Genomic DNA, 17,297 nt, shown 5'->3' with positions numbered 1-17,297 from the left:
CGTTATAATTTCTTATTAAAATTTATGGCTCTGCGCTTGGTTAAACCGTAAAAGCCATACTTAGATAACCCAGAGCCAATACCGCTTTGCTTCCATCCCGTCCAAGGCAATGCTGGCGCCAAATAATCGCATCGATTTTGAAACACAGTGCCCACCTCTACACAGTTAGCAAACTCAGTTGCCTTATCATTATCGTTGCTGTAAATAGCGGCGCTTAAACCATAATGATTATCGTTAATCAGCTTGATTGCTTGGAACATATCCGTCACCGCCATTAATGGCAAAATAGGACCAAAGTTTTCTTCGCGCATCACTTGCATTGAATTATTGGTATTGGCCAACAAGGTCGGCTGAAAAAATATCGCATGACCGATGGTTTGACTATCGCCGCCAGTAAGCAACATGGCCCCTTGTGCCACTGCCTCACTCACGTGCTCTCTCATTAATATGGCCGACTCTGCGCTTGCTAATGGCCCTATGCTAGTACCCTCATCCATAGGGTCGCCTAATCGATAATCTGCAATAATTCGCAAACAAGCATCGATAAAGGCGTCGTAAATTTTTTCATGCACGTAGACACGTTCAATACCACAACACGATTGTCCCGCGTTATACATAGCGCCATCGACTAGGCTTGCGGCCGCTTTGTCAATATCAGTATCGATATCAACGTAGGCGGCATCTTTGCCACCAAGCTCTAAATGGCACGGATTCAATTGATGCGCTGTTTGTTGATAAACGTGTTGGCCACCTGAACTCGACCCAGTAAATACAACATGACTAATATCACTGTGTTGCAGCACATTTGCCATCACATCATGGTCGGTAACGGTTTGCAGTAATAAATGTTCATGACCGGGAATATGGCCAAAAGCTCGCTGAAAATGCTCGCCTATCGCGGTTGTCATAGACGCATGTTTTAACAACACAGTGTTGCCACACAACAAAGCTGTAAGCACACTGTTCACGGCAATGAGCAATGGATAATTCCATGCGGCAATAACCACAACAACGCCAAGCGGTTGATGGCTAATACGTTGTTCACAGCTGTTATCATCGAGTATGATGTCATCGGCTAAAAACGTTTGTGCATTAGCCAATAAATAATTTGCACGCTCAAAAAAGCCATTTATTTCTTGGTTAGCTTGGCTTAACGGTTTGCCCATTTGCTCGGTAATATCTTGGGCAATTTGCTTGCGATTTGCTTCAAAGTAATCACAGGCACTGCGCAACAGCGCAACACGCTCTGCGACATCAACCATTTGCCATTGTTGAAAGCGCTGTCGTAAATGAGCGATTTTTTCATCAATAACAGACAAACTGTCTTGAGGGTATTTGGCGATAACATCACCAGTATACGGGTTGCGGGTAAGGGTTTGTGACATGAATAATGTAGTCCTAACGTCATCACCAAAAGCTGGCGATAAATTATTATTAATCAGTACGTTAAAATGCTTATAATTCAAGCCTAGATGGAAAAGCTAAAATCTTCAAACCGCTACTGCACTTACACGGACGCATACAACTATACTTAAGGATGGACAAGCTCGAAGACAGACAAGCTCGGAGGTAAGCAACGTGGACGTACAACTATTAGTGACCAAAACAGATTTTAGTATTGCCAATCTTAAAAACGAAATGCAATGTGTCGGTGTCGATTGCCGCATTGATTATATTGAGCAACACCCAGAGCTCGTTTCACAATACAACCTTAAGCATTCGCCCAATATATTAGTCGATGGTCAGTTGGTGTTTCGCTATCAGCCAACCATTAATCAGCTTAAGGAATATTTTTCGTAAAACGTTAACTAGTGACAAGGGGTTATGGAGTTAAGCACTTTTGCAAACTTATGATCATGTGATTTGTGTGCATGTACGTTACATTACGCTCTACCGTCAGTAACTTATTCGAATGCATGACACGTGTAGTGGTATGACCCAACGAGAAGTATCGTTAATCGTTCATTCGTCAGGAAAATAAACAGGTTAAAAACTAGCCTAGGTTGAAACACAAAACATCAGGAATATACGCTACAACTCAACCATAGATAGCGTAATGGTGTCACTGTAATTTTCGCCAACTAACAGATTTGGATTTGCAGGAGTAGTGATCGTAACATCATAAGTAATGGATGTTGGAGATTTTGGTTTGCCCACAAACGGAACCCTTTTGGGGTTTACCCCTTTAAAGTCAAGATTAATCAATACATAAGGAGGAGGCAGTCTAAGCCCCTCTCCCACTATTCCCTGTGGGTTGGTTAGGGTTAGCGTGTATCCTAGTCGGTCACTACTCCCTGTCGCATCAGGCTTAGCGATATATCCTTGATTTTCAGATTCAATTAATACCATAAAGCCAGCTGCGCTATTACTCTTAATTACCACAGTACCCACTTTACGGTCAGTATACCCCTGCCCTAAAGGGTTCAATGTAGCCTCTGCTGTGGTGGTTGTCGTTAACGATGTCTCAGAGGGTACAACACCATTAATTTCAATGGTGCCTGATAAGCTTGCCGCATAAGATGTGGTTACCGAAAGCATCGTAGCCAAAATTAGCGACGAATAAGTTGCAATGAGTGTCTTTAACGCAGATGTCGCCATTATCTCACCTGATTATATTATCGAAGAAAATACCGATTAATTACCCCACCTTACATCGTTATACGTGCCAGAGCATGGAGCAAAGAGCCTTAATTTTCAGCATAGGGTAAATTACAGGTTATGCAAGTAACTTCAAACGACTAAAGAAACTCATGTCAACTGGTAGTTAACTTGCGTTAAGGCCTTTAGTAACCCAACAACAACTGCGCAAAACTAAACAGTCGCAAGTTAGGCTATTTAACAACCAAATATTAGGTCATTTTTTCTTAACTGTTATCGTTCCAACTTGGATAATGCCATCTTCAGCTTGCTCAATGACTAACTCCACAGGCTGATAATCTTCGTCATCCACAATCAGTTGATAACGCCCCGCTGCTAACCCTAATATAGAGAAGTTACCAAATTCATCGGTAAAAAATAGTTTAGGTTTATCACTTTGTTCATTTGCTAACAATTCAATGCGGCCAGTCGCGAGTTTATAAGGTTCCCCCTTCTCATCAACCAATACGCCATTAAGTAGCAGTGTGCCACCTTGTCCAATTTTAATTGCAGTGCCTGAGGCGTAACTCGGCTTAACATAAAAATACCCTGAACCCAAATCAGCGCCAACAGGTGCATGACTTTCTTCTACCGATATACCGGTGTTTTGATACGAATTTAAATTAGACACCACAGCAGGTCCTAACCAATCAATTTGAGCTCGATTATTAAATACGATGTTAGATCCCTTTAAGCCCTCAGCCGGGTAGAGAATAGCAAAGCTATCATCAACGGGGCGGGCAATAGCAAACTTGTTACCAGCAAACACCAACGCACTTTCAATACCGACAAATCCCATATTGGCGGCGTTCTCATCGTCAGTAAGGTATGAATAAATTGCGCCTCGTGCACCTTGCCAACCAGCTGCGATCGATTTCTTTTCAACGCCAAAGTTTGCTCGACTCTCAATGGTAAGGCTTCGGTTTACATAACCATCGCGATAGCTTACCCCTACTCTTCGCAGGTAAGAGTTTTCAGAAAGTTTTCGAAGATCTACCTGATACTGCATTTGCCGATTTGACTGAGGTCTAAAGGTCGCTTGCAACGACTCCGATCTATTAGCGGTATTATGCTCTGCTCGCAAATATTTTCTTCCAGAGCTTCCATTGTAGGTTATGTTGAAGTTTAGCTGATTTTCATCTTGTCCTAAAAATGTCTCAGCGCCACGTTGAAATTCCAAGCCAAAATCTAGCTGACGCCAACGATGTAACAGACGGATATTATATCTAAAATTATTTTGCTGATTATCGGCTTGGTTTACTTTGCTATAAATAGCGCTTATGCTCAGCCTCATTTTGTCACTAAACCCTATTTCTAACGCAGGATTGATGCTCCAACGATAAGGTAAGCGAGCATTAGAGTCCTCTGAAGAAGCGCTTACTGCTGTGGCGGTATAATTTTCGCTATAAGCCTCGGCAGTTACGCTAAAGCTTCGGTAACTGTTATTAAAAAAGCCAAATGGCCGGTACGACGGCTCGCCGAGTAACTCTAAGCGAATTGCGCTACCAGTGCCAACGACACTATCGTTACTTTGTGACAGATCAAGGTTAATTTGCCCAAAGCTCGTTCCTAGTTGCGCTAATACACCTAAAAACTGCCGATTTTCTTGATATTGAAAATATGGTGCTATGCCGAAATAACTTGATAACCCCATCCGATACATGCCGTACATAAGAGGATTTTGTTCATCTAATCGTGTTAGATCATAAGGACCTTCGTATAAATAGCCTGCGGCAAATTGCCACTCTCGTTCACCTTCTCCCAGTAAAGAGGGGCTGTTATAAAATGTATCTGTAAAGTCATCCACTTGCCCGTCATCTTTATATATCACAATTTGGATGTCATTTTCGCCTTGCTCTAGTGGTAACCCCTTTAGATTATAATCTCCTGGGGTCAACTGCTTTTGATAGACCAGTTTATTGTTAACAAATACTTGAATTTCTGCCCCTTGCTCTAAAACAAAGTTGTATTGAAAATTATTGGTTGTTCGGGCAAAATCTGATAACGAAACGCGTTTATTGACGCCAATACCAACTAGGCGCTCAGCAAAACTGCCACTCGTCGGTGCAGGCTGTAGTGACCAATTAGCATCAAGTGGCGATTGTTCACCAATAATAATATGTTGCGCTAACTCGTGTTGCGTGTAAATCATACGCAAGGCAGAGTTCTGCCAATAACTCGTTTCGCCTGTATTGGTGTAGTTACCTTCGTGCTGAAAGACCAGTCCATTAATATTTAAATTGGATTCAAAACGGGTTTGCCCTGCATAGCGTCTATCGCCATTTGCATCACGAGTATCGCCATGATAACTATAGGCGTTAATAAAGCCGCTAACTGGCTCCGGTAGGTAAGCTCGTTGCTTTGACTGGGCTTTATAGTCTTGTCCTGCGTCTAATGTTTGTAAACGGCTTAGTGCGCCAGGTAACTGAATTTCAAAGGTATTCGATCGTCGATTTAATCGAAAAGAAAAGCCTTGCTGTTGCAATGACTCGAAATCCGCAAACCCTGTTGTGGTAATGAACGCTTGCAAGTCCAGTTCAGCATCAGGCTTTAGATAAAGTCTGATTAATTCCATGACTTGCATGCCATCCAAGCGGACCGCCTGTGAATAAGGGTTGATTTCTGCCGGAAGTGATTGGGTGATCTCGTTATTGACAATAATTAACAAACTATCCTTGTACCAAACTTCTGGTATATCTACACCAAACGCCTGTCTAAAAAATTGCTCTTTTTGCTCTTGGGTGACGGTTTGACTGCGAGCACTTGATGGATTATCGTTTTTTTGGGCAATGACAAAGGAAGGAGCTGAAGCCAAAGTTACATTTAACGCCGTAACCGCAACAAGGTAGATACGGTGACGACCGTGACAACAACGCCATTGCGTTAATCTTTGCTGATCAGTTTGGCTGAAGACCATGGTGTAGTAGGCCAATTTTGCGGTGTTTTAAAATTTATTAGCCGACGATCGCCTGGTAACATATTTATACCGCCACCTAATTCTTGCCCACTTATGGTAAAGGTATAGCCAGTATTTAGTTTAACATCTAGGCCATAAAACACCTGATGTGCATTACCTTTATTTACGAGTACTAACTGCATCCCATTGTCTTTGGCTAGCAACGACTCTATTACAACATCTGCTTGAGCATTCGCTGGTGTCAAATACAATGCTCGGACCAATTGATAAACCATTTGTACACCTCCAGTTTGGGCGTTCTCACCAGGCACTTGTTTTGCCAGTGACACCGGCACTGTGGAAACTATCAGTCGCAAAGGTACTTCGCTTTCGCGTGGAAATGGTTCCGTCAAGCGCAAATTAACCACTTGCTCTTCACCTGGGCCAACCACCACTTGTGATGGGATCACCATCATCCCCTTGTAGGGTTCATCGATATTTTCCACACCGGCCTCGTTATATGTCCTATGCGTCACCCTCACTTTCAATGCGACAATATTGTCGCCGTCATTGTTTAGAATTAACTTCTTCTGCAGGTTACCTGGTGAAAAGTGGACATTGTTTATAGTGATCTCCACCGCATAAAGCAAAGGCGAACCAATCAGAGCACCAACAGCAATAACCGTAGCTAAACATACCAAGAGGAGCAGGCGCATATGATTACAAATCACTAATACTAAATGTTATTGTATCGCTGTAGTTATCACCCTTTAATAAGTTGGTGGCTACTGGAGTTGTGATTGAAACATCATAGGTAACAGAGGTTGATGATGTTGCTGTTCCCGAAGTGGAAAATTCTTTTGGATTGGCTACCTTAAAGTCAATATCCTCCAAGGTACTGGGGTCAGGTGGTGTAAGGTTATCACCCCATGTTCCTGTAGGATTTGATAACGTTAACGTATACCCTAATCTATCATTTGCGCCAGTAGCTTCTGGCATTGCAATATAACCTCCTGTCGCAGACTGAATCGAAACTTTAAAGCCACCTGCATTATTGCTCTTAATAATGACAGTACCAACTTTGCGGTCAGTATATCCTTGGCCCAAGGGGGTCAAAATTGAATCTCCTGTTGTTGTCTCCAATGAGGTTGCTGATGGCACCTTACCATTAATGACGATAGTACCAGATAAGCTTGCGGCGTTTGCTGATGTTACTGCCAACATAGAAGTGACCATCATCAGCGAGGATACCGAGAAAATCGTTTTAAAAAAAGATATAGCCATTTTGTTACCTAATAAGTTTAAAACTGAAGTAACTCTCATTAACTCGCACACTATTGTTTGAATGATGTGAACGAGCTATAAGATCTAGCATAGTTAACAATCCTTATTAAACAAATTTTTTAGCTCTCAACACACTCGACTCTATAGATCTTTTTACTTTTTATTCAGTACATTAAGTACAAGAGTGATGGCTACGCTATAGTTAGCAGATAAGTTCTCTGACAAAGGTGTCATAGTGGCAGCAAGTGTATATATTTACCGCTTTATCCCATTCTCGATATTATTGTTTTGTATGCAGATGACACTGTTAGTATTCTCTGTTACCGCGTATAGCTATAACGAAGATGATTGTAATCTGAGGTTTAACACCATTAACGATTTATATTGGACTGCGAACAGTGGCGCGTATTCACCGAAAGAAGGAACTCGATTTGTTAAACACACTATTTCGATATCCAACACAGGACCACATGAGTGCAATTGGTATGTTACCGCGTCCACTGGAAGGCGCGGCGACAATAGCTATAAACGAGGGGCTTATAATGGTACACACATGATCGAATATTTTTTAGTGTCTAGCCAGAATATCAGCTCAGGAAACTTTATTAAAGACGCTTCAAGCATAACCAAGCGCTCGCAAGTTATTACCGGAGAGCCGGTTGGGGTTGGTAGTACCACAGAGCAAACGTTCTTTATGGCCGTCGCCAATAAGCAGTACGTCCCAGCTGGTGTTTATAACGACACGGTTTCGTTGAAACTGTATAAACAAAATCCATTTTCAGCACGATCATCTGTTGAAGATACCGCGCTCGTCAATGTCACGATTCCTGTTGAATCTACAATAGACCTTAGAGTTGGTGGCCTGAACGAAGACGAACACCACGCAATAGATTTTGACATCCTGGAAAACTATGAGCAAATAAACGTTCAAGCTGGGTGTGTCTCAAGTCTCCCGCTAAGAATAGATATAAGGTCTAGAAACAGTAGCAATTTAGTCCATTTAACTAACGCTACCTCTGCCGTTCCGTTCACTGTGGTTTATGACAGCATTTGCCCCAGAGAAACAAAAAACATTGACCTAAGCCAAGGCAATTACACATTATTGACGTATGATGACGTATATGACGTGGAGTGCCGGGGCTACGAAGGCTACTTAAGACTATTTATGCTTCGCTTGACAATAGGTGAAGTCCCAACCACTGCTATGGCTGGCGATTACCAAGATACCATTGATATTGTTTGTAGTGACTACTGATCGCACTTAGCTAGATAAAAACTTATCCAACATACCCTTGTATTGATCAGACATTTTCAGACAAAACCTTACTTGCTAAGCATAGCGACTACGGAAGTTTTAGGGGTATTTTGGGATTGCTTGTGAACGTTAAAACGGGGCTTACCGAAACAATAATGATAGATAAATAGTGGTTGTTTTTGGTTATGATGCCATACCAAAATTTTGATTTAAGGTATGTACTCCATGAGGTGCGACTAAATTTCAATGAATCTTATCGGGTTTGATCAGACATAAAAAAGCCCAGAGCGTTGAATTCTCAGGGCTTTCTGTATTTTATTGGTTCTTATTGAACCTTGAATTGGTGCGGATGGGGGGACTTGAACCCCCACGAGCAATGCTCACCACCCCCTCAAGATGGCGTGTCTACCAATTCCACCACATCCGCGAATTTGTTATGAAGCGATATTAATTTGGAACGTCGCTTTCTTTTTTGTCATCGCTAGCTGGTACATCAGTAGCAGGAGCAACACTTTCAGTTTGCTCAGCGCCACCAAGGTTACTCCATTCATCAGTCGCTTTGGTGCGCTGTGCAGTTAAGTTACCTAAGAACAAGCTGATAACGAAAAACAATGTTGCAAGAATAGCTGTTGTTTTCGTCATAAAGTTGCCTGAGCCAGATGAACCAAAAACGGTCGCTGATGAACCTGCACCAAATGATGCGCCCATATCTGAACCTTTACCTTGTTGGATAAGAATAAAACCAACAAGAACTAAGGCAATGATCAAATAGATTACTAATAAAACTTGATACAACATTACGTTTAAATCCTATACTGCTTCGCAGATCTTCCTAAATTCTTCTACAATCAAGCTCGCGCCACCTATCAGACCACCATCGATATCTGGCTGCGAGAATAAATTCTTGCAGTTACCCGCGTTGACACTACCACCGTACAATACTGGTACTCGGTTCGCAACATCTGCATCAAACGATGCTAGGTATCCACGAATAAATTGATGTGCCGCTTGTGCAATCTCAGCAGAGGCTGTTTTACCTGTACCTATTGCCCATCTTGGCTCATACGCCACAACAATATTTTTAAAACTTTCTATGCCAACTTTTTCAATCACAGGTTGAATTTGTGATTGCAATGTTTGCTCGGTCTCGCCATTCTCACGCTCAAGCTCGGTTTCTCCGACACACAAAATTGGTGTAAGACCATGCTCAAGCGCTGTTGCTAGTTTTTCAGCAACAAGCTCAGACGTGTCACCATACATAGCGCGACGTTCTGAATGACCAAGAATAACGTATTGTACCTGCAAATCTTTCAGCATTAAAGCTGAAAGTTCACCTGTATACGCACCTTTTTCATGCTGGCTAATGTTTTGCGCACCTACTACGATGTGGTCATTATCGATGACATGATTTAGGCTGGCAAGATAAGGCGCTGGCGGACAGATTAGTACCGATTTAGTCTCAGATAACTGCAAATCATTTAAGCCTTCAATCATTTGCTTAACTAAATTTGTATCACCGTTCATTTTCCAATTCGCGGCAACAATACTTTGTCTGCTCATTACGCATCCTCATTATTATTTGGCGAGATATTAGCAACCTTGTAAAGCAGATACAAGAAAATATCTCGCGCAAATGATTGTTTGCTTAAATTAGCAACACTTATCGCTATTTTTGAACAACTTAGTTGATCAAATGCTCGATATACTTATACCGACTCTTTTACTTTATCAGCAATACTGTTCGCGAGTTTTCTAACATTATCGGCATTTGGGCCTTCAACCATAACGCGAATCAATGGTTCGGTGCCTGACTTACGAAGTAACACTCGACCAGTTCCCGCAAGCTCAGTCTCAACTGCTTCTACCTGTGATTTAACCTCGTCACTGTTTAGCGGATCGTTGCCCTCTTCAAAGCGTACGTTCACCAAAATTTGTGGTAGTTTGCTCATGCTAGCTTTTAATTGCGCTAACGTTTTACCTGAACGGCCCAGCGCTTCAAGGACATTTAACGCAGCAACAACACCATCACCTGTCGATGTACAATCTAGGTTAATGATATGGCCAGAGTTCTCGGCACCAAGCTTCCACCCATTTTGTTTTAGTTGCTCCATCACATAACGGTCACCAACTTTGGCACGGGTAAAGTCAATATTAAGCTCTTTAAGCGCAAGTTCTAAACCCATATTACTCATTAACGTACCAACAACGCCACCGGTTAACGTACCCTGCTGCTGAGCGTTTTTAGCAATAATATATATAAGCTCATCACCATCTACGACATCACCATTATGATCAACCATCATCAAACGATCGCCATCGCCGTCTAAAGCAATACCTAAATCCGCTTGTTGATCCAGAACCATTTTAGCAATATTGGTCATTGATGTTGCACCACAGTCATCATTAATATTGATGCCATTAGGTTTGCTTGCATACTCAATAACTTCAGCACCTAGTTCACGAAATACCGCTGGCGCAATGTGATACGTTGCGCCATTGGCACAATCAACCACAATTTTTAAACCACGTAGTGATAAATCAGACGGGAAGTTGCTCTTACAAAATTCAATGTAACGACCTGCAGCATCATTTATACGATTTGCTTTTCCTAACAGTGATGAGTGCACACAATCCATCGGCTCATCAATCATGCGCTCAATTTCTAGTTCAACGTCATCGGGTAATTTTTCACCCGAAGTAGAGAAGAATTTGATGCCATTGTCATAAAACGGGTTATGCGATGCGCTGATCACAACGCCCGCTTCAGCACGAAATGTTTTCGTTAAATAAGCGATCGCTGGGGTTGGCATTGGGCCTGTCAAGCTAACATCAATGCCTGCAGCAGAAAACCCAGCTTCAAGTGCAGACTCTAGCATGTAGCCCGAAATACGAGTATCTTTACCAATTAACACTGTTTTGGTGCCTTGGCTCGCCAGTACTTTACCTGCTGCCCAGCCTAATTTCATAACGAACTCTGGTGATATTGGCGCTTTCCCTACTAAGCCTCGAACACCATCGGTACCAAAATATTTTCTCTCTGCCACAGGTTAATCTCCCTTAACTTTTTATAATCTTGACGGTAAATTGCCACAACGAACATGTTGCAACAACACTGAAAGTTTTATGCAAACTGCCATGTTGCTTGCAAGACAGCAAGCGCATCAACAGTTTCTTTAACATCATGAACTCGAATAATCCGCGCGCCATGCATTGCAGCAATAACAGCAGCAGATAAACTGCCCGCCATGCGCTCGGATACATCTCTATTTAACAAATTTCCGATCATCGACTTTCTTGATATGCCTGACAAAATTGGTAAGCCTAAGCCAAGTAATTCATTTTGGCGTGCTAACAATTGATAATTTTGTTCAAGGGTTTTGCCAAAGCCATAGCCAGGGTCGAGAATAATACGTTGTTTGTCGATACCCGCGTGCTTGCAGACATTAATACGCTGCTCAAAGAAACCAATAATATCGGTGACAACATCATCATATTGCGGGTTATGCTGCATAGTTCTTGGCAGCCCTTGCATGTGCATCAAACATACTGCAACATCACTGGCAGCCACAGCCTCTACACAGCCAGGATTTTGTAGGGCGCGCACATCATTAACTAAACCAGCACCAGCACCTATCGCTTGCTTCATCACGTCGCTCTTGCTGGTGTCAATCGAAACAATAACATCAAATCGTTGTGTTATTGCTTCAATAACGGGGATTGTTCGTGATAACTCTTCAGCAAGTGCAACATCAGCAGCGCCTGGACGGGTAGACTCACCACCAACATCGATAATCGTTGCCCCATCTCTCACCATTTTTTCAACTTGGCTTAAAGCACTATCGATGGCTTTATAACGACCACCATCGGAAAAAGAGTCTGGTGTGACATTTAATATCCCCATTACTTGAGGGGTGTCTAAGGGCAGAGACTTATCGGCAAATAGCATGGAATCTTTAATATTGTTAAATTTTATGCTCGGCATTATAAAAGAGCTAGCCTTGAATACCAAGCCATTACCTAGAAAATTTACGCCATCGTTGATAAACATAAACCCTATTTAAGCGTTAGATCTTGATAATTATACAACCGATTTTCTGAGTATGAATGCAAAAAAAAACCGCACAATGTGCGGTTTTTGAGTCAATCAATATTAGCTGGCAGCATTAATTTGCAGGTTCATCTGCCGGTTTATTGACATCTGTGTTTGGCTTAGCTGAATTTGCTGGTGGTGTATTATCGTCTCGATTTTCATCACCGTAGCCTTTTGGTTCACGAACGTCAATACGCGCCATTAAGTCATCAATTTGTGGTGCATCAATGGTCTCGTATTTCATTAACGCATCTTTCATTGCATGAAGAATATCCATATTGTTCTTTAAGATATCTTCGGCGCGTTTGTAGTTGCGCTCGATAATGCTACGAACTTCATCATCAATGTCTTTCGCCGTATCATCTGACATGTGCTTGTGTTGTGCCGCTGTACGACCTAAGAATACTTCACCTTCTTCTTCGGCATACAACATAGGGCCCATTTTTTCTGATAAGCCCCACTGGGTTACCATTTTGCGAGCGATCTCAGTCGCACGTTCAATATCATTTGACGCACCTGTCGATACTTTGTCTGCGCCGTAAATAATATCTTCGGCAATTCGACCACCATACAGTGATGAAATCATACTCTCTAAGTGCATCTTAGAATGGCTCACTCGGTCTTGTTCAGGCAAGTACATGGTCACACCTAGAGCACGGCCACGAGGAATAATACTCACTTTGTAAACAGGGTCATGCTCTGGCACCATACGACCAACAATGGCATGACCAGCTTCGTGATAAGCGGTCATTTCTTTTTCCGCTTCGCTCATGACCATTGAACGACGTTCAGCGCCCATCATAATTTTGTCTTTGGCTTTATCAAATTCAACCATAGACACTAATCGTCGGCTAGTACGCGCCGCAAATAACGCGGCTTCGTTTACTAAGTTTGCTAAATCAGCACCACTGAAACCTGGGGTACCACGGGCAATTACTGCCGCATCAACATCATCAGCAATTGGTACTTTGCGCATGTGCACTTTCAATATTTGCTCACGACCGCGAATATCAGGTAAACCAACCGTTACTTGTCGGTCAAAACGACCAGGACGCAATAATGCTGGATCTAACACGTCAGGGCGGTTTGTTGCAGCAATAACGATAACGCCTTCTGTGCCTTCAAAACCGTCCATCTCAACCAACATTTGGTTCAAGGTTTGCTCGCGCTCATCATGACCACCACCAAGACCTGCACCACGTTGGCGACCAACCGCATCAATTTCATCAATAAAAATGATACAAGGCGCTGACTTTTTCGCTTGGTCAAACATATCACGAACGCGTGATGCACCAACACCAACGAACATTTCCACAAAGTCTGAACCCGAAATTGAGAAAAACGGTACTTTTGCTTCACCGGCAATAGCTTTTGCTAATAAGGTTTTACCTGTACCTGGTTGGCCAACCATTAAGATACCTGATGGAATGCGACCACCAAGTTTTTGGAATTTCGATGGATCACGTAAATAGTCGACTAATTCGGCAACTTCTTCTTTTGCTTCGTCACAGCCGGCAACGTCAGCAAATGTTGTTTTGATCTGATCATCAGACAATAAACGTGCTTTTGACTTACCAAAGCTCATGGCGCCTTTACCACCGCCACCTTGCATTTGACGCATAAAGAAGATCCAAATACCGATAAGCAATAGCATTGGGAACCAGTTGATAAAAATGCTCGCCAATAAGCTTGGCTCTTCAGGCGGTACACCTTGTACTTTCACATCGTTTTGAATGAGATCATTGAGCAAGTCTTTATCATATTGCGTCGGGATCATGGTGGAGAAGGTTTGTCCGTTACGGGTGGTACCGTTAATCACACCATTCGATTCGATTTTCACCTCGCCTATTTGGCCAGATCGAACATCGGTAATAAATTGCGTGTAATCAAGCTTCGCGTCAGCGGTATTGCTCGGCGTAAAGCTATTAAACACAGACATTAGGACTATGGCTATAACCAGCCATAAAATTAGATTTTTAACCATATCGCTCAAAGTGAGGACCTCTTGTAACTATCAATGCGATGTTTTCATTATTATTGACTGTAAATTTGGGCGGTTGTTCAAAATTTCAAGTGTAACAACGTCACCCAATACTTACTCTACTACAGTTTATAACCTGTAGCCACAATATATACTTCTCGAGAGCGAGCTCGAGACGACTCTGGCTTTCGCGTTTTAACCACGTTAAAGCAGGCCTTTACGTCTTTCATGTATTGGTCGAAACCTTCACCTTGGAATACTTTAACAACAAAACTGCCGTTTTTCTTCAATACTTGGTGACACATATCAAGAGCCAATTCTACCAAATACATATTTCGCGCTTGGTCGGTTGCTTCATTGCCACTGAAGTTATGCGCCATGTCAGACATAACTACATCTACGTTACGACCATCAATTCGGTTTAATAACGTGTCAAGAACGGCATCCTCACGAAAGTCACCTTGTAAGAAGGCAACACCCGGCAATGGCTCCATAGGTAAAATATCACAGGCAATCACATTGCCATCATCACCAACAACTTTTACTGCATACTCTGACCAGCCACCAGGCGCAGCGCCTAAGTCAACAACATTCATGCCGGGTTTAATCAGTTTGTCTTTATTGTTTATTTCTTCGATTTTAAATACAGCACGAGATCGTAATCCAAGCTTCTGTGCTTTTTTCACATATTCATCGTCGAAGTGCTCTTGCATCCAACGATTCGAACTGGCTGATCGATTTTTCTTCGCTTTGCTCATATTTTAGTAAAATACTGTAATTGCATTTGGTATTCCCCCAAAGATGGCGTTAAAATGGTTGTAATTCAAGTCACTTAAACGAAATATTTCAATGAATTTATCAAAAAAACAGATCACCTACCTAAAAGGCTTAGCCCATAACTTAAAACCGGTTGTATTACTGGGCGCTAACGGCTTAACTGAAGGTGTTATTGCTGAAATCGATGCAGCATTAAATCACCATGAGTTAATCAAGGTAAAAATCCCGACAGATGATCGCGAAGTGAAGCAATTAATTGTTGACGCGATTGTTCGTGAAACCAATGCAGTGAAAGTGCAAACCATCGGTAAAACATTAATTATTTACCGTCAATCAGACGAGAAAAAAATCGACATTCCTCGTATCTAATTTCATCGCGTATTAATCGATGGTTTAAAAGCGTCTTAGACTCAATACAAGGTTAACTTGATTGCACAGGCGCTTTTTTTATCTCTGCTCACTTAGCTTTTTGTTATGAATACAGAGACATAACGCTATTAACACCATTATCATGGTGAGGATCGAGGCCATCATCGGCATCGCGCAGAAAACCCAACATGCGTATTAAACTTATGGCTAAACAAACCGTATACATTCTTATCGGTGCCCCTGGTTGTGGTAAATCCACCTACGTCCACTCGCTTATCAAAACCCTTGGAGATGATTTCCAGGTAATTTCTTCTGATAATATCGTCGAGAAGTTAGCTGAAAAACATCGCATCCGCTATCGGCAATTTTTTGAATTGGCCATAAATAACCCTCTTCGCAGGCAACACCAACGGTTGTTTAACCAAGCCATTAAACGCTCCAAACAGTCAAGCAATGTCATTTGGGATCTCACCAATTTAACTCGAACACAGCGGGATAATATTAAAGCGCATTACCCTAGCGCACACTTTATTGCCGTTACCTTCAAAACAGCGAGTGACCATAGCTATTTACAAGCAATTAATCGCCAGCGCCAAAAACAAGGCGACAAGTATATTCCGAACACTGTATTAACCGAGATGCTAAAAAAATATCAACCAATAGCAAGTGATGAATCATACGATCAGATAATATCCGTATAATTTGCACTAGTCGTATTACCTGGTTATAGAGAACAACCACCTAAATTCAGGTAAACCTATGATTTAGTTATAATTAGCGGCGGTCAATCAATCTGATTTTTTAGTTAATACAGTTACAATTTACACCGTTTTGCTCGCTATCAAGTCCGACTTGAATGCCCTGTTACACTATCGATTCGCATACTTTTCGCTATGGTAGCGCTACCACGGTTTTCAACTTACTGTACTTGCTGTGTTTTAACGCATCAAGGCACTCATCAAATGCAAATATTACCGGCGTCTCAATGTCAATTTTACCTCCTGCAATATCTGCCATCATATTCTCCCCTGCAGCCATAAGATCACGCCATGCGCGAGCATCACCGTATTGATGTAAGGCCCCTAACGCAATTTCATGATAAGAAATTGTTTTCGTAAAGGGCGGATCAATTGGTGACTCTATTCTGTCTTGAATACATATTATGTGGCCATTCGCCTGTAAGTTATTTACATATTGACTGGCACTTAAGCTCCCAACGGCATCGAAGGCAGCAAAATAACTTGCCTCTAACCGCCCTTGCTCTCTAAACACGTTAGAAACACCAAGCGACTTGGCATCATCCTTAGATATGCTTTTTGACACCACATCAACCATCATATTGGCTTTAACCAGTAATTGAATCAGTATTTTGTTTACCGCACCAACCCCAATCACCAATACATGTTCGGCTTTATCAGTGGGAATTTTACGAAACGCTTGCCAAGCGGTTAACATGGGACACGGTAATGATGCTGCTACAGCATCGGTTATTACTAACGGTACCTGCATCACTCGCTCTGCACGTAACACGGTTTGTTCAGCAAAGCTCCCTAGCTGTACCAACGACTGATGATAAGCAACGCGCTTACCTGCGAGTGATTTATCAACATCGTCAGCAACCTCGACGATCACGCCGACACCATCAACACCGGGAATGTGACCGTTTGGCCAAACCAAGGGGTTGGACTCAATAAACTTCCAATCAACCGGATTAATGCCAAAACAAAGATTTTTTACCCTAACTTCACCACTATCTAATGGTTTCACCTCGCATTTTGATAGTGCGATGGAATGGCTAGTTGCGTCATAGCACCAAGCATTGAATATACCTTGCATTACTTTATCACTCGTTAATAAAAAATTATGAACGATAACTACGATATCAATTCGACTGACTACAAGCGTAGCAAACTTAGCTAACATCGTGCTAACGACGTCAACAAGATAAGCTGTGTTAGCTAATTTCGGAGCAAAAAAAGACCGCCGAAGCGGTCTTTAATAATACAAA

Annotated in this window: 16 protein-coding genes and 1 tRNA gene; 4 read left to right on the top strand and 13 right to left on the bottom strand. The window is 42.1% G+C overall.

Annotation, left to right across the window (positions count from 1 at the left end):
* Positions 1-2: 2 nt before the first annotated feature.
* Positions 3-1,385, bottom strand: coding sequence for an aldehyde dehydrogenase family protein (locus ACAX20_RS06330; RefSeq protein ID WP_371189306.1), 1,383 nt, complete (start codon positions 1,383-1,385; stop codon positions 3-5).
* A gap of 193 nt (positions 1,386-1,578) precedes the next feature.
* Between ACAX20_RS06330 and ACAX20_RS06325 the strand changes: the two genes are divergently transcribed.
* Positions 1,579-1,800, top strand: a complete 222-nt coding sequence (locus ACAX20_RS06325; RefSeq protein ID WP_371189305.1) for a hypothetical protein — start codon at positions 1,579-1,581, stop codon at positions 1,798-1,800.
* 231 nt (positions 1,801-2,031) lie between these two features.
* Here the strand turns inward: ACAX20_RS06325 and ACAX20_RS06320 are convergent, their stop codons facing one another.
* The 4 genes from ACAX20_RS06320 to ACAX20_RS06305 all read right to left on the bottom strand — a co-directional run bounded on the left by ACAX20_RS06320 (position 2,032) and on the right by ACAX20_RS06305 (position 6,817).
* Positions 2,032-2,598, bottom strand: coding sequence for a hypothetical protein (locus ACAX20_RS06320; protein ID WP_371189304.1), 567 nt, complete (start codon positions 2,596-2,598; stop codon positions 2,032-2,034).
* Positions 2,599-2,854: 256 nt separating this feature from the next.
* Positions 2,855-5,554, bottom strand: coding sequence for a fimbria/pilus outer membrane usher protein (locus tag ACAX20_RS06315; protein ID WP_371189303.1), 2,700 nt, complete (start codon positions 5,552-5,554; stop codon positions 2,855-2,857).
* Entirely contained in the window at positions 5,521-6,249 is a 729-nt protein-coding gene (locus tag ACAX20_RS06310; RefSeq protein ID WP_371189302.1) for a molecular chaperone, read from the bottom strand. Before ACAX20_RS06310 ends, ACAX20_RS06315 begins: the two co-directional genes overlap by 34 nt.
* A 4-nt stretch (positions 6,250-6,253) precedes the next feature.
* Positions 6,254-6,817 (bottom strand): hypothetical protein, encoded by a 564-nt coding sequence (locus ACAX20_RS06305; RefSeq protein ID WP_371189301.1) that lies wholly within the window; start codon positions 6,815-6,817, stop codon positions 6,254-6,256.
* Between the two features lie 235 nt (positions 6,818-7,052).
* Here ACAX20_RS06305 and ACAX20_RS06300 point away from each other — a divergent pair, with 235 nt between their 5' ends.
* Positions 7,053-8,072 (top strand): hypothetical protein, encoded by a 1,020-nt coding sequence (locus ACAX20_RS06300; RefSeq protein ID WP_371189300.1) that lies wholly within the window; start codon positions 7,053-7,055, stop codon positions 8,070-8,072.
* 341 nt (positions 8,073-8,413) lie between these two features.
* Here ACAX20_RS06300 and ACAX20_RS06295 read toward each other — a convergent pair.
* The 7 genes from ACAX20_RS06295 to rlmE form a co-directional block, all read right to left on the bottom strand.
* Positions 8,414-8,499: transfer RNA gene (locus ACAX20_RS06295), tRNA-Leu, on the bottom strand.
* A gap of 20 nt (positions 8,500-8,519) precedes the next feature.
* Complete coding sequence (secG, locus tag ACAX20_RS06290; protein ID WP_371189596.1) at positions 8,520-8,867, bottom strand: preprotein translocase subunit SecG; 348 nt, start codon at positions 8,865-8,867, stop codon at positions 8,520-8,522.
* Between the two features lie 15 nt (positions 8,868-8,882).
* On the bottom strand, positions 8,883-9,632 hold the full coding sequence (gene tpiA, locus ACAX20_RS06285; protein WP_371189299.1) for a triose-phosphate isomerase: 750 nt from the start codon (positions 9,630-9,632) through the stop codon (positions 8,883-8,885).
* Positions 9,633-9,778: 146 nt separating this feature from the next.
* Positions 9,779-11,116 carry a phosphoglucosamine mutase gene (gene glmM, locus ACAX20_RS06280; RefSeq protein ID WP_371189298.1) on the bottom strand — a complete coding sequence of 446 codons (1,338 nt, stop codon included), beginning with the start codon at positions 11,114-11,116 and terminating at the stop codon, positions 9,779-9,781.
* A 77-nt stretch (positions 11,117-11,193) separates the two neighbouring features.
* Entirely contained in the window at positions 11,194-12,018 is an 825-nt protein-coding gene (gene folP / locus ACAX20_RS06275) for a dihydropteroate synthase (protein WP_371189595.1), read from the bottom strand.
* Between the two features lie 217 nt (positions 12,019-12,235).
* Positions 12,236-14,155 carry an ATP-dependent zinc metalloprotease FtsH gene (gene ftsH / locus ACAX20_RS06270; RefSeq protein WP_371189297.1) on the bottom strand — a complete coding sequence of 640 codons (1,920 nt, stop codon included), beginning with the start codon at positions 14,153-14,155 and terminating at the stop codon, positions 12,236-12,238.
* A gap of 110 nt (positions 14,156-14,265) precedes the next feature.
* Entirely contained in the window at positions 14,266-14,901 is a 636-nt protein-coding gene (gene rlmE, locus ACAX20_RS06265; protein ID WP_371189296.1) for a 23S rRNA (uridine(2552)-2'-O)-methyltransferase RlmE, read from the bottom strand.
* Positions 14,902-14,992: 91 nt separating this feature from the next.
* Here rlmE and yhbY point away from each other — a divergent pair, with 91 nt between their 5' ends.
* Both yhbY and ACAX20_RS06255 read left to right on the top strand, forming a co-directional pair.
* The gene (yhbY, locus tag ACAX20_RS06260) at positions 14,993-15,289 is read left to right on the top strand and encodes a ribosome assembly RNA-binding protein YhbY (protein ID WP_371189295.1); all 297 of its coding nucleotides are present in this window, start codon (positions 14,993-14,995) and stop codon (positions 15,287-15,289) included.
* A 188-nt stretch (positions 15,290-15,477) separates the two neighbouring features.
* Positions 15,478-15,990 carry an ATP-binding protein gene (locus ACAX20_RS06255; protein ID WP_371189294.1) on the top strand — a complete coding sequence of 171 codons (513 nt, stop codon included), beginning with the start codon at positions 15,478-15,480 and terminating at the stop codon, positions 15,988-15,990.
* 190 nt (positions 15,991-16,180) lie between these two features.
* Here the strand turns inward: ACAX20_RS06255 and ACAX20_RS06250 are convergent, their stop codons facing one another.
* The gene (locus tag ACAX20_RS06250) at positions 16,181-17,212 is read right to left on the bottom strand and encodes an alcohol dehydrogenase catalytic domain-containing protein (protein ID WP_371189293.1); all 1,032 of its coding nucleotides are present in this window, start codon (positions 17,210-17,212) and stop codon (positions 16,181-16,183) included.
* Positions 17,213-17,297 lie beyond the last annotated feature (85 nt).

The organism is Thalassotalea sp. Sam97 (assembly GCF_041379765.1).
In the GTDB taxonomy this organism is placed as follows: domain Bacteria; phylum Pseudomonadota; class Gammaproteobacteria; order Enterobacterales; family Alteromonadaceae; genus Thalassotalea_A; species Thalassotalea_A maritima.
The sequence above is the reverse complement of the archived record's forward strand: the minus strand, read 5'-3'. Positions and strand labels throughout refer to the sequence as shown.

What these genes read in the sequence shown, in the direction of transcription:
- ACAX20_RS06310 (WP_371189302.1), bottom strand. Translation starts at nt 6,249, where the DNA reads ATGCGCCTGCTCCTCTTGGTATGTTTAGCTACGGTTATTGCTGTTGGT.
- ACAX20_RS06320 (WP_371189304.1), bottom strand. Translation starts at nt 2,598, where the DNA reads ATGGCGACATCTGCGTTAAAGACACTCATTGCAACTTATTCGTCGCTA.
- ACAX20_RS06315 (WP_371189303.1), bottom strand. Translation starts at nt 5,554, where the DNA reads ATGGTCTTCAGCCAAACTGATCAGCAAAGATTAACGCAATGGCGTTGT.
- ACAX20_RS06330 (WP_371189306.1), bottom strand. Translation starts at nt 1,385, where the DNA reads ATGTCACAAACCCTTACCCGCAACCCGTATACTGGTGATGTTATCGCC.
- ACAX20_RS06255 (WP_371189294.1), top strand. Translation starts at nt 15,478, where the DNA reads ATGCGTATTAAACTTATGGCTAAACAAACCGTATACATTCTTATCGGT.
- ACAX20_RS06305 (WP_371189301.1), bottom strand. Translation starts at nt 6,817, where the DNA reads ATGGCTATATCTTTTTTTAAAACGATTTTCTCGGTATCCTCGCTGATG.
- folP (WP_371189595.1), bottom strand. Translation starts at nt 12,018, where the DNA reads ATGCTATTTGCCGATAAGTCTCTGCCCTTAGACACCCCTCAAGTAATG.
- ACAX20_RS06250 (WP_371189293.1), bottom strand. Translation starts at nt 17,212, where the DNA reads ATGTTAGCTAAGTTTGCTACGCTTGTAGTCAGTCGAATTGATATCGTA.
- tpiA (WP_371189299.1), bottom strand. Translation starts at nt 9,632, where the DNA reads ATGAGCAGACAAAGTATTGTTGCCGCGAATTGGAAAATGAACGGTGAT.
- yhbY (WP_371189295.1), top strand. Translation starts at nt 14,993, where the DNA reads ATGAATTTATCAAAAAAACAGATCACCTACCTAAAAGGCTTAGCCCAT.
- rlmE (WP_371189296.1), bottom strand. Translation starts at nt 14,901, where the DNA reads ATGAGCAAAGCGAAGAAAAATCGATCAGCCAGTTCGAATCGTTGGATG.